We start from the raw sequence: 17,747 nt of genomic DNA on the forward strand, positions 1-17,747 counted from the left end.
GGAGCACATGAATGCTGGACGCCCTGAAAAAGTTCTTCAAAGACCTGTCAACCGAGCAGGAAGAAGCAGGCCGCTTTTCCGAAGACGATGAACGGCTGGCGGTCGCAGCACTCATGTTCCATATCATCGCTGTAGATGGCGAGATTGAGCAGCAGGAGCTGGACCAGTTAAAACGCGTCTTACAGCAACAGTATGAGCTGAATGAGGAAGACACAAAAGAGCTGATGGACCTCGCCAAAGTACGTGATGAGGATGCAGTTGATCTTTATGGCTTCACATCAGTCCTCAAGCGCAAACTGGAGCCGGAGCAACGCCTGACAGTCATCGAGGCACTCTGGGAAATGGTCTACGCAGATGGGTCCGTCCATGAATTTGAAGACAACACAATTTGGCGCGTTGCCGAGCTATTAGGCGTGTCCTCCAGAGACCGCATGAAGCTTAAGCAAAAAGTAGCCAAACGACAGAGTGGCAATAGCCCTTCTTCGACCTGAAGGTTTTGATTTACAATGTTAGAGCGGAATAATCAGCACCCAGCCAAAATTCTGGTGGTGCTGCATCAGGAAACATCAAACCCCGGTCGCGTCGGGCAGCAATTGGTCAAGCGCGGGTTCGAGTTGGATATTCGCCGCCCTCGTTTTGGTGACCAACTGCCGGACACACTTGCTGACCACGCGGGCTCTGTCATTTTTGGCGGTCCAATGAGCGCCAATGACACCGATGACTTCGTGAAGCAAGAGATCGACTGGATCAGTGTTCCGCTCAAAGAAAACAAACCCTTCCTGGGCATCTGTCTTGGTGCGCAAATGCTCTCCAAAAACCTTGGTGGCCAAGTCACAGGCCATGATGATGGATTGGTTGAGATCGGCTATTATCCGCTGGAAGCAACTCAGTCCGGTACAGACCTAATGGAATGGCCACAGCAGGTCTATCAATGGCACCGAGAAGGTTTCTCTCTTCCCACAGGTGCAGAGCTCCTGGCTTCAAGCCCAACCTACAAAAATCAAGCGATCCGCGTGGGCGATAATGCATTCGGCATCCAGTTTCACCCGGAACTCACCTACGCCATGATGAGCCGCTGGACCACTCGCGCAGCAAGTCGTCTTGTATTGCCTGGAGCCAAAAAGCGCGGCGAACACTTCCGCGAGCGCTTTGTGTACGACCCGGCAGTTCTACATTGGTTGGAAAACTTCATGGACAACTGGATCGGCTACGCATCTGAACCCGCCAGTCACTGGTCATCTCATTCAGCTAAATAGCAAAAAGGCCCGGTCATTGCCGGGCCTTTTCATATAGGTTTGCACTTTAGTTATTCAGCTGCAACAGCCTCTGCGCCAGAAATCTTTTCTCCCGGCTGCAGGATTGGCGAACCAACTGGCAGCACATCACGACCACAAACATCCTTATAGATAATGTGCGCCATCACATACCATGCGCAGAAAGAGCACAGGATCAACACGTAACCGGCAATCACGTTGAAGACCGCTGGACCGAAATGCCCCAGAACCAGCAGGATGAAACCGAGCAGCAGGCTGCCGAAGATGGAAGCTTCTGCAGTGTGAATGTGCAGCGCGCCGTAGAACATAATGCCGGTATAGATGGTGAATGGCAGCAAGAAGAAGCCGATGTCAGAATGGGAAGATGTATAAAAGCCCAGTTTGTTGCCAACAAGAATGCCTGCAAACGCCAGCCAGAATGCACCGTAAATGGTGAAAGCGCTGTAACCGAAGTTATTGCCAGTCTTTCCTGTCTGGAAACCAGCGACCAACTGCGCAAGACCACCAACAAAAACGCCAAGCCAGAGCACTGGGCCCATGTTTTCCAGAAGACCAATGTTCACCATTTGCAGAACAAAAGTCGTCATACCAAATCCAGCAAGGCCGATAACTGCTGGGTTTCCTGTTTTAGTTTGCACGGTTGCACCCTCAATAAAAAACCCAACTCTGGCCTGGTAGGAAGGCAGTTCCTAAAGATCAGAAATTGGGAAACACATTGTTGAATTAGTTGGAGCGCTGAGTACAGAAGGACACAGACAGGAGCAACCGCACTACTACGGAACGTAGCAATACCTAACGTCATGCATCGCAGTTGAAAACATATAACATTCTGATAACTATATATAATTTCGTCACTAAAACAAAAAACCAGCAATGCATAGTGCTCATGCACCAAACGCATTGCTGGTTAATCCAGACTAGCAAATACCTTCAGGGCTTATCCCTTAAAGGTAACAATCAGATCTTTCGCATCAAGCTGATCACCCGGAGCCACACAGACTTCGCTGATCTCACCATCACGCTCCACATGAACAGATGTTTCCATCTTCATTGCCTCAATGGAGACAAGCAGATCACCAGCTTTCACAGCCTGACCAGCTTTCACAGCTAGTGTGGAAATAACACCTGGTACTGGCGCACCAACCTGAAGCTCATTGTCGTCATCAACTTTACGACGCGCAGGTGTGTTTGCAGCACTGTGAGTGCGGTCGATAATACGGATGTTCCGAGGCTGACCGTTCAGTTCAAAGAACACACGCTTTTCACCATGCTCATCAGTTTCACCAATCGCAAGACAAGAGATAACCATTGTCTTACCCGGCTCCAGCTCAGCCATAATCTCATCACCAACCTTCAAACCATAGAAGTAGGTTGGCGTTGGAAGCACGCTGGTCGGGCCATACTTGTCCTGAGCCTTGGCAAACTCAGTGTAAACCTTCGGATACATGAGCATAGAGGACAGTTCTTGCTCAGAACCTTTACGACCCAGAACACCTGTCAGCTCATTACGCTTGGCATCCATGTCCTCAGCTTCAAGCAAAGACCCAGGACGAACCGTAATCGGCTCTTGCCCCTTCAAAACTTTCTTCTGCAGTTCAACAGGCCAGCCACCCGGAGGAATACCAAGGTCACCGTGCATCATGTTGACGACGGATTCCGGGAAGGAGACTTCCTTATTCGGATCAATAACATCTTCCGGTGTGATGCCCTGAGACACCATCATCACCGCCATGTCACCAACAACTTTGGAACTTGGCGTCACTTTCACAATGTCACCAAACATCATGTTCACGTCCGCATAAGCCTTCGCCACTTCGTGCCAACGCATCTCAAGACCAAGCGAACGCGCCTGTTCTTTCAGGTTGGTGAACTGGCCACCAGGCATCTCATGCAGATAAACCTCAGAAGCCCCAAAGCGTAGATCGCTCTCAAACGCACGGTACTGTGTACGAACAGCTTCCCAGTAGAAGGAAATCTGCTGGATACGATCTGTGTCCAGACCGCTATCGCGAGAAGTTCCTTTCAGAGCTTCAACAACGGAACCCATACATGGCTGAGAGGTCAGACCTGATAGGGAATCCATCGCCAAATCAACAATGTCAGCACCACTCTCAACAGCCGCCAGAACAGTAGAGGCCGCAATACCGGAAGTGTCATGCGTGTGGAAGTGGATCGGAATATCGATCTCATCTTTCAGCGCCTTGATCAGAACCTTCGCAGCCTGCGGCTTCAACACACCGCCCATATCCTTAATACCAAGAATATGCGCACCCGCAGTTTCAAGCTCTTTCGCCAGATTGACGTAGTACTTCAGATCATATTTCGGACGCGCACTGTTCAAAATGTCGCCAGTATAGCAAAGCGCTGCTTCACACAGCTTGCCCTGCTCCTGAACAGCATCCAGGGACACACGCATGTTCTCAACCCAGTTGAGGCAGTCAAACACACGGAACACATCAACACCAGATTCAGCAGCCTGACGCACAAAATGCTGAACTACGTTATCTGGATAGTTCGCATAACCCACACCGTTGGAACCACGAAGCAACATCTGCATCAGCAGGTTAGGTGCTTTCTCGCGTACGAGACGCAGACGCTCCCAAGGATCTTCAGTCAGGAAGCGCATGGACACATCAAAGGTCGCGCCGCCCCAGCATTCCAAAGAGAACAACTCAGGCAAACCCTGGGCATAGCTATCAGCAACCTGCGCCAAATCGTAGGTACGCATGCGTGTGGCAAGCAAAGATTGGTGCGCATCACGCATCGTCGTGTCGGTAACAAGCACTTGCGGCTGAGCTTTCACCCACTTGGCAAATTCTTTAGGACCAAGTTGCTCCAGCTTTTGGCGGGTCCCGTCCATTACTGGCAACTTGAACTTCGGCGCCACAGGTGCCGGTGCATCAGCTGGTGGTTTCGGGCGTCCCTTTGTTTCAGGGTGGCCGTTTACAGTGACATCAGCAATGTAGTTCAGCAGCTTCGTCGCACGGTCAGCTGTTTTAATGTTCTCAAACAGCTCAGGCGTGTCATCAATAAAGCGCGTTGTGTAAGAGTTGTCCTGGAAGGACGCATGCCCAATGATCCGCTCAAGGAAAATCAGGTTGGTCGCAACGCCGCGAATACGGAATTCGCGCAGCGCACGATCCATACGCGCGCATACTTCCTCAGGCGTTGGCGCCCAGGCGGTCACTTTCTCAAGCAGTGGATCGTAGAAACGGGTGATCACCGCGCCAGCATAAGCCGTGCCACCATCAAGACGGATACCAAACCCGGTCGCACCGCGATAAGCACTCAGGCGGCCATAATCCGGAATGAAGTTGTGCTCAGGATCTTCAGTCGTAATACGGCACTGAAGCGCATGACCATTCAACTCAATCGCGTTCTGCTCAGGAACACCGGTAACCGTTTTATCGCCAATACGACCACCTTCCGCGATGCGGATCTGTGCGCGAACCACATCAATGCCGGTGACTTCTTCAGTAACGGTATGCTCCACCTGAATACGCGGGTTCACTTCAATGAAGTAAACCTTGCCGGTATCCGCATCCATCAGGAACTCAACGGTGCCTGCACCGCAGTAATCCACTTCGCGGCCAATCTTCAGGCCATACTCGCAAAGCTCACGGCGCTTTTCTTCATCAAGATATGGTGCAGGCGCACGCTCAACCACTTTCTGGTGACGGCGCTGAATGGAACAATCGCGCTCAAACAGATGTACGAGATTGCCATGCTGATCACCAAGGATCTGAACTTCAACGTGACGGGCGCGCTCAACAAGCTTCTCGAGGTAAACCTCGTCCTTGCCGAACGCTGCTCTCGCTTCACGTTTCGCTTCAACAACTTCGCGAAGAAGCGTCTCTTCATCACGGATCACACGCATGCCGCGGCCACCACCGCCCCATGACGCCTTGAGCATCACCGGATAGCCGATCTGCAAAGCAAGACGCTTCACTTCTTCCATGTCTTCAGGAAGCGGATCCGTCGCAGGCATAACAGGAACGCCAGCTTTAATCGCCAGTTCACGTGCTGCTACTTTGTTACCCAGGCGGCGCATTGTATCAGGCGATGGGCCGATAAAGATAATGCCGTTCTCACCGCATGCCTCAGCAAACTCTGGACTCTCGGAAAGGAAGCCATAACCCGGATGAATTGCATCAACGCGTTGCTCTTTCGCGACGCGGATAATCTCGTCGATAGACAAGTAGGCCTCGATTGGACCCAGGCCTTTACCCACCTGATAAGCTTCATCAGCCTTAAAACGGTGTAAAGCCAGCTTGTCTTCTTCAGCAAAGACAGCAACTGTCTGGAGACCAAGTTCATTTGCAGCTCGAAAAACTCGAATTGCAATCTCTGAGCGGTTAGCAACCAATATTCGTTGAATAGCCAAAGTTAGGTCCCCCAGTCTCTATGTATTTTGGGGCTTTATAGTCGAGCAAATCCCTCTATGGAAAGATTAATTTATAGTCACATGAGCCATTACTATATTTACCGGGTCACAAAACATTAAGAAAACGGGGAAATTCTAAGGAATTTATCGTACAATTGAGAAAAACTAAACACGTAAAAATATATACACAAACACCGTAAATTTTGACTTCTCTAATATATCTCACGAAAAATTTTCTACTTTTACGACTAAAGGTGCAACTTTTATCCGATCGCTCATGTGCAAACAGCAGGATTCGCGATGCGAACCCTGCCGAGAGCATAGGTAGGTGTCATTTTGGCTTAACGAATTAAGCCCAGCCGGAAACCCTCGGCCACAGCATGTGTTCTGTTTGCAGCGTGCAGTTTTCTGGCAGCGGAAGCCAGATACCAATCTGCTGTATGCTGAGAGATACTCAGGATCTGACTAATCTCCCAACTTGTCTTCCCTGCAGCAGACCATTTCAAGCATTCAAGTTCACGAGGGGTAAGGCGATGGCGGGGCCGACTGGTATTAGCACCAATCAATTCGCGCACCTTATTGCTCGAGTAAATGCCAACGAGATGAAGAACACTGATTTCGCGTTCATTCAGACGTACTTCCGGCCCACCAAAGATCAACATGCCTTGATAGCCTTGAAGGCCATGCACTGGCACGCAGACGCCGTCATACATTCCGTAATCGCGCGCTTCTGACAGAACTTGCTGTGCAGCGGCAGTAATATTGCGATCACGAGCAACGCTTGACCATAAGAATGGACGACTTGCAGTACGCGCCTTCGCAACAATCGGATCGTTTTGTACGTAATCACGGTCGAGATAACGTTGTTGCCACTCAGGACGCCAACCACTCAACATAATTGACCCATCAAAAGATGCGCCAGCTTCGGGGATCGCAGCGAGACAGAAGCTTGTAAAGCCAAAAGACTGGCCAAGTTCAGCAATACGCTTAGAAACACCTTCGGATGTTTCTTCATTATTAATAGATTCAACAAATTCTAGTGCAGCAGTCAACGGATTCATTTTATACACCCCTACATATTATGCCTCCAACAACCTTACTCTACGCAATATCCACTCAATATAGAAGGTGTATCTATCACCCATCTTCTATTCGAGGCTCATTGTTTTCATATTGGGAAAGAAATCTATTCAATTTAACTTCTATACCAATAGAATTACGTCCATATATATTGACATTGTTAAATTGCACTATGTCTTTTTCGAAAAGCTCAGAAGGAAAAACTTTAAACTTAAAGATCGAATTAGTATTTCTTTGGAAAAAGCTATTGTTAGGAGCAGGTTAATAAAACGTTAACCTTAGATTGCACACCCACCAATACGGATGCGTATGTAATATAGGAAAAATATTCCAGCAATTAGCAAGGTATCGCAGTTAGATTCCGTGTTTCTTTTCATTCTGCATAGATGCAAAAAACTTAACGATACGGCTGAGGGGAAAGCGGGGATAACTCCTCCCCGATGAAACTCACTGGTTAAAACAGAAGTGGCAACAAGCCTCATCTAACACTTATCCGCGGCATGTCTGGGGGCAATTAGAATTGGCAAAATTTATGCTAATACAAGACATTTACTAATGAAATCGGCTAGTAACAACGGCGAATGTGTTACACATAACCCGCAAAACTTCAGGCTTCTTGTAACCATTTAACACGATGTAACCTACCCAAAACGGCACATACTGCACGTTATAGTCATGCATCTTATTCAGCGAAAGCAGCAGGCGAACAATAACGTATACGCAAAAAACCCTTTTATGCCGGTATGAAACTGAAACTTCATTCCAGCACTCATCATCAGCATTTTTCGTCTTTATTCATTCCAGAGCTTTACAGCGATTTTCTCTGCCATATAAATGCCACTTCATTGGGTGAGGCACCGCACGGGCATTTTCAGTATCCCAACCGAAGAATTGGGTACCGAGATACGTTTGGCCATAGACTACGGAATTGCACTTCTAGATGAACAAGAACACGCTGCACCGAACAACAAGATCACGGTCTGTCACTGCGATTTTGGGGCCAACGAACACTGGTAAGACGCATCTGGCTATCGAGCGGATGAGCGCATACTCGTCTGGCCTTATCGGATTACCACTCCGTCTGCTGGCCAGAGAAGTCTACGGGCGTCTTGTAGAGAAGAAGGGGCCAGATCTTGTCGCGCTGATTACAGGCGAAGAAAAGATCATCCCGAAGAACCCACGCTTCTGGGTCTCTACTGTAGAGGCAATGCCAAAAGATCTCGACGTGGACTTCGTTGCCATTGATGAAGTGCAGCTGGCTGGCGATCTGGAACGTGGCCATGTCTTTACAGACCGCATCCTGCATTTGCGTGGCAGAGAGGAAACTCTGCTGCTTGGTTCCTCGACAATACGCCCCTTGCTCGAAAAGCTGATGCCGGGTCTGAATGTGATCACGCGACCGCGCATGTCCATATTGACATACGCAGGTTCTAAAAAGATCACGCGCCTCCCGCGTCGCTCTGCAATCGTCGCCTTCTCTTCCGATGAAGTGTACGCCATCGCAGAACTCATCCGCCGTCAGCGCGGCGGTGCAGCAGTTGTCCTCGGCTCTCTTTCTCCAAGAACGCGCAATGCTCAGGTTGACCTGTTCCAGAACGGCGACGTTGACTGGCTCATTGCCACCGACGCTGTAGGTATGGGTTTGAACCTAGATGTAGACCACATCGCGTTCGCCGGGCACCGCAAGTTTGATGGCTATCAGTACCGCCAGTTGACCCCGTCAGAGACTGGCCAGATCGCCGGACGAGCAGGCCGACACCTGCGAGATGGTACTTTTGGTGTAACGGGCCGCGTACCCGGTTTTGACGACGAACTTGTCTATCAACTCGAATCTCACGAGTTTGAGCCCCTCAAAGTGCTGCAATGGCGCAACCCAAATCTCGATTTTTCCTCGATTCGCGCACTTTTGCGCAGTTTGGAGCATTCTCCGCGAGAAGAGGGCTTGACCAAAGCCCCTCCGGCGGAGGATATCGGTGTTCTCGAACTTGCTAATCGTGACAGGGACATTCTTTCCCTCGCGACGACGCAAGAAAGAGTTTCATTACTGTGGGATACCTGTCAGGTTCCAGACTATCGCAAGATAGCTCCGGCAAACCATGCAGATCTCGTAACAGGGATTTATTCCCATCTGATCCGGGATGGAGCCATTCCGGATGATTGGTTTAACAGTCAGATAAAACTGGCAGACAAAACCGATGGGGATATAGACACACTGGCGAACCGGATAGCACATATCCGTACGTGGACCTTTGTGGCAAACCGTGCCGACTGGCTGAACGATCCTGCTCATTGGCAGGAAGTGACGCGCGGCATAGAAGATCGATTATCAGATGCCCTTCACGAACGGCTTACACAGCGGTTTGTGGATCGGCGAACCAGCGTATTGATGCGACGTCTGAGAGAGAACAAAATGCTCGAAGCGGAGATCACCGCAACCGGAGATGTCCTTGTAGAAGGACAGCACATTGGCCAGCTTCACGGCTTCCGCTTTGCTCCGGATGCAACGGCAGAAGGACAGGAAGAAAAAGCTGTCCGTGCTGCGGCCCAAAAAGCACTAGCTAGCGAGATTGAAAACCGTGCAGAACGGTTATCCCGCGCGCCCAACGAAGAGTTCATCCTCTCCGCAGACGGCACATTAAGATGGCAGGGTGAATCTATCGCCCGCCTGATAGCTGGTGAACAGACCCTGCGCCCATCCCTGATCATTCTTGCTGATGAGCAGTTGACGGGACCTGCACGCGATATGGTGCAGGAGCGCCTTGATCTATGGATCAAGACACACATCGAAACACTCCTGAAGCCGCTTTTCGACCTGGAACAGGGCGAAGAGATCGAAGGCATCGCTCGTGGCGTGGCATACCGCCTGACCGAGAGCCTTGGCATCCTTGAGCGTCAGGAAATTTCTGATGACATCCGTCAGCTAGACCAGCAGATGCGCGGTTCACTCCGCAAGCTCGGAGTTCGCTTTGGCGCCTATCACATCTATGTCCCTGCTCTTCTGAAACCAGCACCAAGCCAGCTGCTCGCGCAGCTCTGGGCGCTGAAAGAAGGCAAAGGCGAGATCAAAGGCCTGACTGAACTTCCTCAGCTGTCCGCATCTGGCCGTACGTCCGTTCCTGTAGATCCGGAGATCGAAGGCGCGCTGTATCGCGTCGTAGGCTTCCGCGTTTGTGGTCCACGGGCTGTACGCGTCGATATTCTGGAACGCCTGGCAGACATCATTCGTCCGCTGGTAGCCTGGAAACCTCTGGAAGAAGGCATTGAGCCGCCAGAAGGTGCCCTGACAGAAGGCGGCGCATTCACCGTCACTGTTTCCATGACCTCCCTGCTCGGTTGTGCAGGCGAAGACTTCACAAACATCCTGAAGTCTCTTGGTTACCGTCTGGAAACACGCGAAGAACAGCGCCCTGTCGCCAAGAAGCCTGAAGCTCCAGTTGAAGCACCTGAAGGTGCGGAAGCAGAACAGATTGAAGGCGAAACTGCAGCACCGGTAGCGGAAGAACCTGCAACCGAAGAGGCTCCAGCTGAACCAGTTGAAGAAGCAGCACCTGCTGAAGCTCCTGAGGAAGAAGCTGGCGAGCCAGAGATGGAAACAGTTACTGTTGAAATCTGGCGCCCGGGTCGTTTCGGTGGACGTCGCAACAACAACGAACGTCAGCGCAATACACGCAGTGGCAACGAACGTCGTGGCGGTCCTCGCAACAACAACACTCAGCAGCGTCGCAATCCTGGTAAGCCTGGCGGTAAAGGCCGTGGCTTTAGCAAAGACCAGAACCGCGGCCAGCAAGGCAAGCCTGCTCCTCGCAAAGACAAGCCGTTGGATCCGGATTCTCCGTTTGCAGCACTGATGTCCTTGAAACAGAACTTGGAAAAGGGCGACAAATAGTCGCCCCTTCGGGCTAACTGATATGGCAATACCAGAAGCACAAGAGTCTCTTCGCATCGACAAATGGCTCTGGTATGCCCGCATTACAAAATCCCGGACACTGGCACAAAAACTGGCAGTGTCCGGGCATGTTAGATTGAACAAAGATAAGATTGCGGCCGCCAAAACAGCTGTAAAGCCCGGTGATGTACTGACCATCACAATGCCGCGACGCCTTTTGATCCTTAAGGTTTTAAAAATTGGCACCCGGCGCGGTCCGGCCCCTGAAGCACAGCTGCTTTATGAGGACATGTCTCCCCCTCCACCACCCAAGGAAACACAGGTCCAGGTTGCCAAGCGCGAGGCCGGTGCAGGACGCCCAACGAAACGAGATCGACGCCAAATCGCCCGGATTCGGGGCTTCAACGAAATTGATCCTTTTTAGCGGCAACTTTACGCAAATTTTGCCCCAATATTGCAATCTCTTCGCCTATGACAGCGCTTGCACTACCCACTGAAAACCGGTAGCAAAGAGCACAAGTTTAAAGGACGAGAAAATCGTCAGGGCCACGAGAGCCCGTGCCGTTTGTCTTCAGACAAATTTGCAGCGCCAGAGACTAAGAGGATTGCGATGACATACGTCGTCACAGACAATTGCATCAAATGCAAATACACCGACTGTGTTGAAGTTTGCCCGGTCGATTGCTTTTACGAAGGCGAGAATATGCTCGTCATTCATCCAGACGAATGTATCGATTGCGGTGTGTGTGAACCGGAATGTCCAGCAGATGCAATTCTCCCAGATACTGAGCCTGGCTTGGAAAAGTGGGTTGAGCTTAATGCTGAGTACGCAGAAAAGTGGCCGAATCTGACTGTTAAGAAAGATCAGCTTCCAGAAGCTGCTGAGTTTGATGGTGTTGCAGAAAAACTCGAAAAGTATTTCTCTGATAAGCCGGGCACTGGTGATTAAGGTCCCAAAAGCTTAGAGCTACCAAATATTTATTATTTGCCAGACAGTATCCGCGGATGTCTTAATTCCTCTCTTGCTTGAGAGAGGTTGGAAATCCGTGGATAATGTGCTATACAGTTTTTTACAGTCATTTGGCAGTCTGGTTGCACCCTCCCCACTCGGAGGTTTTTTTATGGTCGCAGTTCAATTGAAGTGCGCACAATAATTTACTCCAGCATTCGCCGAAGTAGCCACAACATAGAATTCGACTGATCACATTTGAACGCGGAACCAATTGATGCGAGAAGTAGCTTTCCGCATACATTGGACTTTTCACGTTTTTCCAAAGAGAAAGATGCGGCGAACGCGCTGCATCTAGGTTGCTTGCGTCTCCCAGACAGCAAACAACCACTGCGCAGGAGAAGTATAGCGTATGGCCACACCCGCAAAAAAGACCGCGCAGCGTCAGGGGTTTAAAACAGGTGAGCACATCATTTATCCATCTCACGGCGTTGGATTGATTACTGCAATTGAAGAGCAGACCGTAGCTGGATACTCTCTTGAACTCCTCGTAATTGACTTCGAACAGGATAAGATGACGCTCCGTGTTCCAGTTGCAAAAATTGCTTCTGTAGGAATGCGTAAGCTGTCTGACGCATCTACCGTTAAGAAATCTCTTGAGACCATCGCAGGTAAACCTCGCGTGAAGCGTACCATGTGGAGTCGCCGCGCACAGGAATACGAAGCAAAGATCAACTCTGGCGATCTCATTTCAACCGCTGAAGTTGTTCGTGACCTTTATCGTTCTGATTCCCAGCCTGAACAGTCTTACTCTGAACGTCAGCTTTACGAAGCCGCATTAGACCGTATGGCACGTGAAATCGCAGCTGTTCAGAAACAGACTGACACAGAAGCAATCAGACAGATCGAAGGCGTTCTTTCCACGTCTCCAGGCCGTGCTGCCAAAGTTGCTCCAGCAACTGATGGTGAAGGCGGAGGTCAGGAAGAGGCAGCTTAATCAGCCTCTCCTAATCTAACTGATTAAAAGAAAGCCCTGCTCCAAGCGGGGCTTTCTTTTTTTGTCAAAAGATCCAAATGAACTTCAGCGCCGTATCTCAGTTTAATCGAGGGAGGCGTAAATGGCTCATTATGAAAGAGACCAAAGTCTCGGGCCTCTTGCCCGTCTGGCAAGAAAAGCCCCATATCTGTCAAAAGAAGAAGAATACAAGCTCTTGGAAGGCTGGATTGTCAGAGGCGATCACAGGTCACTCGATAAGCTCTCCTTGTCTCACTCCCGCTTGGTCATCGCTCAAGCACTTCGGTTCAAGTCCTATGGTGTCCCGCTCTCTGATCTAATTCAGGAGGGCCATATCGGCCTTATGGAAGCAGCCAACAGGTTCCAGCTCTCCAAAGACGTCCGTTTTGCCACCTATGCAACTTGGTGGATCAAATCATTCATTCAGGACTATGTGCTCCGCAACCAGTCGATTGTTCGCGGAGGAACCTCCTCTCGCCAGAAAATGTTGTTTTTCGGCTTCAAACGTTTGCGCGCAGAACTCTCAAGCAAACATCCTGACTTGAATGAAGAACAACTGCATCAGCAAATCTCAGAAAAGACAGGAGCAAAACTGAGGGATATAAGAATGATGTCTTCCAGATTAGGCCGGAAAGACACATCCCTCAATGCGAGCCTGAAAGGCAGCGAAACGAACCTGCAGCTTCAGGACACTCTCGCGGCTGAAGAACCTCTGCCAGACGAACTCGTCGAAGTGCACCTAGACCAGGAACGCGCAAAACGTCGTCTTTTCAATGCGATCAAAACATTGCCACCACGTGAACAGCGCGTCATTAAAGATCGCAAACTAAAAGACGAAAGCGTTACATTGGAAGCCCTTGGCAAGAAACTGGGTGTTTCAAAGGAGCGTGTTCGGCAAATTGAGTCACGAGCAATGCAGAAATTGAAAGACGCTCTCACGCATTCGGATGGCTATGAAGCCAGCGGCTCATAACACATTACATTGCCTGAAAAACGAGCTTCTTTAGTCGGTAATGACCTTCAGGAGCTCACCTGGCTTGAAGCGTTGGTTCGCCTTAACCTGATTGAGGATCGTGAACAGCTCCAACCGACGGGATGGCTCAATGCCGCTCATGCCAACAGCAAGCTTACGAGCCGTCTCTCCACCCTTCGCTTGAATGATCTTAACTCGAAGTGGGTTAAGTCGGGCTTGTTCCGTCGGGCTTAACTGTCGGAAGCTACCAAGAGACTTCTCAAAATCACGAGTAAAAACAGCGGTTGGCGAACGATTTGCAAAGATAAACCGATATCCAGTTAAGCCGATACGCACAACACCGATGCGGAAAGACCAACCATCTGTAATTGCAGAGCCAATAACGGCTGGCAGACCATTGATCGTGGTTGGGCGAACACTGTTATCAATCAGGCCATTGATCCAGCCAGATAACATGTAATCGGTTAAGCTGGCATATCCCGTCAGATCAGCACCATCAAAACGCATGGCAGTGCCGGAGTTATTACTCGCCAATACTGCCTCAGCAGAGTTCTCAAGCACAAAACCCTTTGGCACACTGAAGGAGATGCCAAGGCCTTTGTGAAGGAACTGCCGCGCACGGACATACCCTTCCAGTGGATCATCACCAAACAACATGCCATCCAAGCTGGTCAGATAGTCTTCACGACCATTCAGACCAATCCCCGGCGCACCGATCTGCCGTGCACTACGCACAGCGCGTTGAATACGATCAGGCGTGTTTGGATGAGAAGAAAGAAAATCTGGCGCTGAACTGCTTTGCCCGCCAAGCTGCTGATAGCGTGCAAATTGCCCCATTGTGTTCAGGAAGCGCGCTGCGGCGTAAGGGTCATACCCAGCGCCAGCAAGTGTTCTCACACCCACATCATCAGCTTCAAGCTCCTGCTCCTGAGAAAAGCGCGCGAACTGCACCTGCTTTTCTTTGACTGCTGCATCAATGGTCTGCTGATCTTTGCCGATATTGGTCATCACTTTGGTGACGAACTCGGCCTCTTCAGCCTGACGTTGGCGCTTGATCGCATGACGCGCTGTCACGTGTGCCATTTCATGAGCAAGCACAGCAGCAAGCTCTGAAGTGTCGTTGGCAAGCGCCAGCAACCCGCGCGTCACATAAAGATAACCACCAGGAAGAGCAAAGGCATTGACTGCAGGGCTGTTGAGCAAAGTAATGCGGTAGTGCGCTTCAGGATCTTCCGAAGCTGCAACAAGACCACCAACAACACGTGCAATAGCTGCTTCAGCCTTACCATCCTTATAGACACCGCCATAAGTCGCGACGACACGCGGATGCTCTCGCGCCCCAACGTCACTCCCAAGCCCGGTTCGCAAGCTACCAGGTTTTTGAGCGCCTTGATTGGCAGAGCCGGTCAGCTGACACGCAACAAGAGCTACGGTCACTGCAGATATCACTAGCATTCTCAGGCTTGTCTGAAGTCCAGACAATGCACTACTCAAAGTCATTCGCGTTTCCGGCTCTTTGCTTTAGTCCAGAAGCTCCAACTGCGCTGGGTGCTTTAGCTCTATTAATGGTCCTTGGTTCAGTTGCATAACGCCCCTGAGGCGAACTCGCTTACCTTTCATCACTGAAAGATCATGCCCGAACTCCGAAAAATCCGCCAGCGTTCCCCTTTGAATAATCCCGGTTAAATCCTCTGTCCAGCGCTCACCAAAATTCAAGTATGTTTTGGATCTTGTTTGCCCAACAGAAATCAGCTTGGCTTCCACAATTCCATAAAGGCCGATTTGCTCGTAGCTAATTGACTTATAATCATTAATTACATTTTTAATGACCCATAATCCAACATTTTCCTCGCGAGCCATACTCTCCAAATTAATAAGGAATTTCAAGCAATTGAAAGCTCTTAATTGTGGCCTAACAATGGCCATTCCAGCTTTGACCAGCCTGACCGACAAATCACCCAATTCAGGATCAACCAGAATCGCAGGTCGGCGTCCCCACCGATCCTTTTGCTCAATCAACGCCTTTACCCTGACTTCCCGTTCCTCAAAAAAGTCATCAGCAAGCAGCAAATCCCGCTCTGGCATTGTCAAATCTGCGAGATAATAAAACTCACCATCGCTCGCGATAAATCTCAAAGGATTTGCGAGCACCTCCTCCATCATGATGGTCGGCAAGCTCTCATCAAGAACCGAACGCTCATCACACGGCGTCGCCAACACGGTTCCTATACAGCTCAGCAAAAAGCAGAAAAAAGCAACAAATCCCCGGAACACAACAACCCACCAACAAAGTCCTATTTGGGAATTATATCAGGTCGATGCAGTCGGAACGCCCCCGAGAACTCTCTGAGAGCAAACCTCAAAGACACCGGTTGAGCAAATTCTCTTGCTTGAACTGATACCTAGCTTGTTCACAGAGAAGCAATCTATCTCGCCTACAGCCAAATTTCATGATATTTGAAAACGCGCTGCATCATCAACGGATGATAACATCTTAAGCGGATCGATCCGGTCACGGATCAAGACACGCCTAAAGGCCCCGTAGCTCAGCTGGATAGAGCGGCCGCCTCCTAAGCGGCAGGTCAGTGGTTCGAATCCACTCGGGGTCACCATTTATATGAAATTATAATGACCCGGCATGAGAAAATAATTGCTACGGGAACAGGCCTCTTTCTCCCTTCCGCATACGATTAATTCTTTGATTTTCTTGAACCTAAGACTGTATATAGAAACAAAATTTTAATCAGTTTTGCGGTATCTGCGATCACTCTTGTTCCTCAGGTACTTAGCATTAAATGCCGGTACATATCCAATGACTGCAAAGTACTTCTGGCGAAGAGCATTCGCGTATCTACTAGATCTGTTTATCCTCGGCTTTGTCATTACCGCTATTGTCGTCGCATATAACAGTGTTTTTTCTACACGATTTCTTGCGCCAGAACTTCTCAAGACAACTGCCTGTGCACCCCAATTTGACATGATTTCGCAAGAGCGTATGGATGAGATCTTACCGCTCGAACCAGGCCATCAACGCCAGCAAATTCTCTGTAAGCAAACAAACATGTTTGCAAGTAGCTTCCACATAACGGCTCTTCAGAAAATCTGGAAAGAAGGCAATGTCACACGTTCTGTTTCAGTGAGCTACTACTCTGATGAATACGGTAATCAAAGAACTTACCTCCCATCAGAGCCGTTCTTCTATTTGCTCGCCCCATTCGTATTTGCCTTGTTCCTTGCTAGAATGGGTCAGACCCCAGGAAAGCGTCTACTCAATTTGAATGTATATAATGCCTCTCTTCAGAAGCCTGATCTAAAGTCAGCATTAAAGCGTGAGTACTTTAAAGCGACAGTTCTCATCATCACAGCCTTGTTTGGGCTTTACTCACTCTATCAGATCATCACGTTAGATTTGGTAGAAGCAGGAAAACAAGCTCAGGAACTACTTCAAAACCTCGGACAAGGAAATTTCTGGCTTTGGATCGTAGGCGGGGTTGTTCTCAGTCTCGCTGCCTTTTGGTTTGAGTTCGGCTCATTCATACGATGGAGAGGCCGTACTTATTGGGATCAGTTCGCAAGTCTTACGACGAGTAAGACAGAAGACTTGGTAATGAGAAAAGCCGAAGCCGACAAGGTTATCGCTGATAAGTAAACCGCCAATTGGATGGTGAGCTCTCTTCGGCTTGCCATCCAAACTTAAATCTTGAAGCAGTTCTTTCATTTGCATTTAGCTAATTGAGCCCACCATTGAGGCAGCCAAAACTGCACATGGAGGGTAAGCCATGAACTATATATCCAATGTGCTTAAACGGTGCGGAGATAACCTTCGGAACTGGTTTTACAATTGGATGGCCTGGATCAGCCGGCAGAAGAAATAAGAGCACGAAGCTTCGCTGATCCTCCCATACAGATACTCGTAATGAGAAGCAGCACTTCCGCTTCCCACCGGTCCAGCTGCGCAAAATCAGAAGAGCTCATCGCCCGGATTGCTCAACGAGACGGCAAGACCAGCACTCACTGTATACGCCCTCTTTTATAGCATCGCCTCTCTCATCTACGTTCGCTCTTACATGAAATTTCTGGCCCCCACCCCACCAACACGCCCTCACAAGCTACGTATTTTCACTCACCAACCTTAAACTTCGAGCATCTGCAAAGTAAGCTTATGTCGCTTTTTTGAGATATATTT

At 49.7% G+C, this 17,747-nt stretch carries 13 protein-coding genes and 1 tRNA gene; 9 read left to right on the forward strand and 5 right to left on the reverse strand.

All coding sequences use genetic code 11. The features are described from left to right. The first annotated feature begins 11 nt into the window (after positions 1 to 11). Positions 12 to 491, forward strand: coding sequence for a TerB family tellurite resistance protein (locus DHN43_RS15480; RefSeq protein ID WP_108819175.1), 480 nt, complete (start codon positions 12 to 14; stop codon positions 489 to 491). Positions 492 to 506: 15 nt separating this feature from the next. Beyond that, a complete protein-coding gene (locus tag DHN43_RS15485; RefSeq protein WP_108819176.1) occupies positions 507 to 1,256 on the forward strand; it encodes a glutamine amidotransferase in 750 nt (249 codons plus the stop codon). 50 nt (positions 1,257 to 1,306) lie between these two features. Here the strand turns inward: DHN43_RS15485 and DHN43_RS15490 are convergent, their stop codons facing one another. From DHN43_RS15490 to DHN43_RS15500, 3 genes are all read right to left on the reverse strand, one after another. Further along, positions 1,307 to 1,912, reverse strand: coding sequence for an acetate uptake transporter (locus DHN43_RS15490; RefSeq protein ID WP_108819177.1), 606 nt, complete (start codon positions 1,910 to 1,912; stop codon positions 1,307 to 1,309). A 299-nt stretch (positions 1,913 to 2,211) separates the two neighbouring features. Then, a complete protein-coding gene (pyc, locus tag DHN43_RS15495; protein ID WP_108819178.1) occupies positions 2,212 to 5,658 on the reverse strand; it encodes a pyruvate carboxylase in 3,447 nt (1,148 codons plus the stop codon). Positions 5,659 to 5,999: 341 nt separating this feature from the next. After that, positions 6,000 to 6,719: a LuxR family transcriptional regulator gene (locus tag DHN43_RS15500; RefSeq protein WP_057461895.1), complete on the reverse strand. Its 720-nt coding sequence runs from the start codon at positions 6,717 to 6,719 to the stop codon at positions 6,000 to 6,002. Positions 6,720 to 7,678: 959 nt separating this feature from the next. Between DHN43_RS15500 and DHN43_RS15505 the strand changes: the two genes are divergently transcribed. The 5 genes from DHN43_RS15505 (at position 7,679) to DHN43_RS15525 (ending at position 13,561) form a co-directional block, all read left to right on the forward strand. Beyond that, positions 7,679 to 10,624 carry a helicase-related protein gene (locus tag DHN43_RS15505; protein ID WP_108819179.1) on the forward strand — a complete coding sequence of 982 codons (2,946 nt, stop codon included), beginning with the start codon at positions 7,679 to 7,681 and terminating at the stop codon, positions 10,622 to 10,624. A gap of 22 nt (positions 10,625 to 10,646) precedes the next feature. Further along, positions 10,647 to 11,048: an RNA-binding S4 domain-containing protein gene (locus DHN43_RS15510; protein WP_108819180.1), complete on the forward strand. Its 402-nt coding sequence runs from the start codon at positions 10,647 to 10,649 to the stop codon at positions 11,046 to 11,048. 186 nt (positions 11,049 to 11,234) lie between these two features. Next, positions 11,235 to 11,573 (forward strand): ferredoxin FdxA, encoded by a 339-nt coding sequence (gene fdxA, locus DHN43_RS15515; protein WP_057461898.1) that lies wholly within the window; start codon positions 11,235 to 11,237, stop codon positions 11,571 to 11,573. Between the two features lie 412 nt (positions 11,574 to 11,985). Further along, entirely contained in the window at positions 11,986 to 12,570 is a 585-nt protein-coding gene (locus DHN43_RS15520) for a CarD family transcriptional regulator (protein ID WP_057461899.1), read from the forward strand. Between the two features lie 121 nt (positions 12,571 to 12,691). Beyond that, a complete protein-coding gene (locus DHN43_RS15525; RefSeq protein ID WP_063291770.1) occupies positions 12,692 to 13,561 on the forward strand; it encodes an RNA polymerase factor sigma-32 in 870 nt (289 codons plus the stop codon). A 30-nt stretch (positions 13,562 to 13,591) separates the two neighbouring features. On the opposite strand, the gene DHN43_RS15530 is transcribed toward DHN43_RS15525, so the two are convergent. Continuing rightward, the gene (locus DHN43_RS15530) at positions 13,592 to 14,998 is read right to left on the reverse strand and encodes a M48 family metalloprotease (protein WP_082827061.1); all 1,407 of its coding nucleotides are present in this window, start codon (positions 14,996 to 14,998) and stop codon (positions 13,592 to 13,594) included. An 84-nt stretch (positions 14,999 to 15,082) separates the two neighbouring features. Beyond that, entirely contained in the window at positions 15,083 to 15,835 is a 753-nt protein-coding gene (locus tag DHN43_RS15535; RefSeq protein WP_208995444.1) for a thermonuclease family protein, read from the reverse strand. Between the two features lie 261 nt (positions 15,836 to 16,096). On the opposite strand from DHN43_RS15535, the gene DHN43_RS15540 reads away from it, so the two are divergent. After that, positions 16,097 to 16,173: transfer RNA gene (locus DHN43_RS15540), tRNA-Arg, on the forward strand. Between the two features lie 200 nt (positions 16,174 to 16,373). Next, positions 16,374 to 17,210: an RDD family protein gene (locus tag DHN43_RS15545; RefSeq protein ID WP_108819182.1), complete on the forward strand. Its 837-nt coding sequence runs from the start codon at positions 16,374 to 16,376 to the stop codon at positions 17,208 to 17,210. Positions 17,211 to 17,747: the final 537 nt, after the last annotated feature.

The organism is Pseudovibrio sp. Alg231-02 (assembly GCF_900143565.1).
Taxonomy (GTDB): domain Bacteria; phylum Pseudomonadota; class Alphaproteobacteria; order Rhizobiales; family Stappiaceae; genus Pseudovibrio.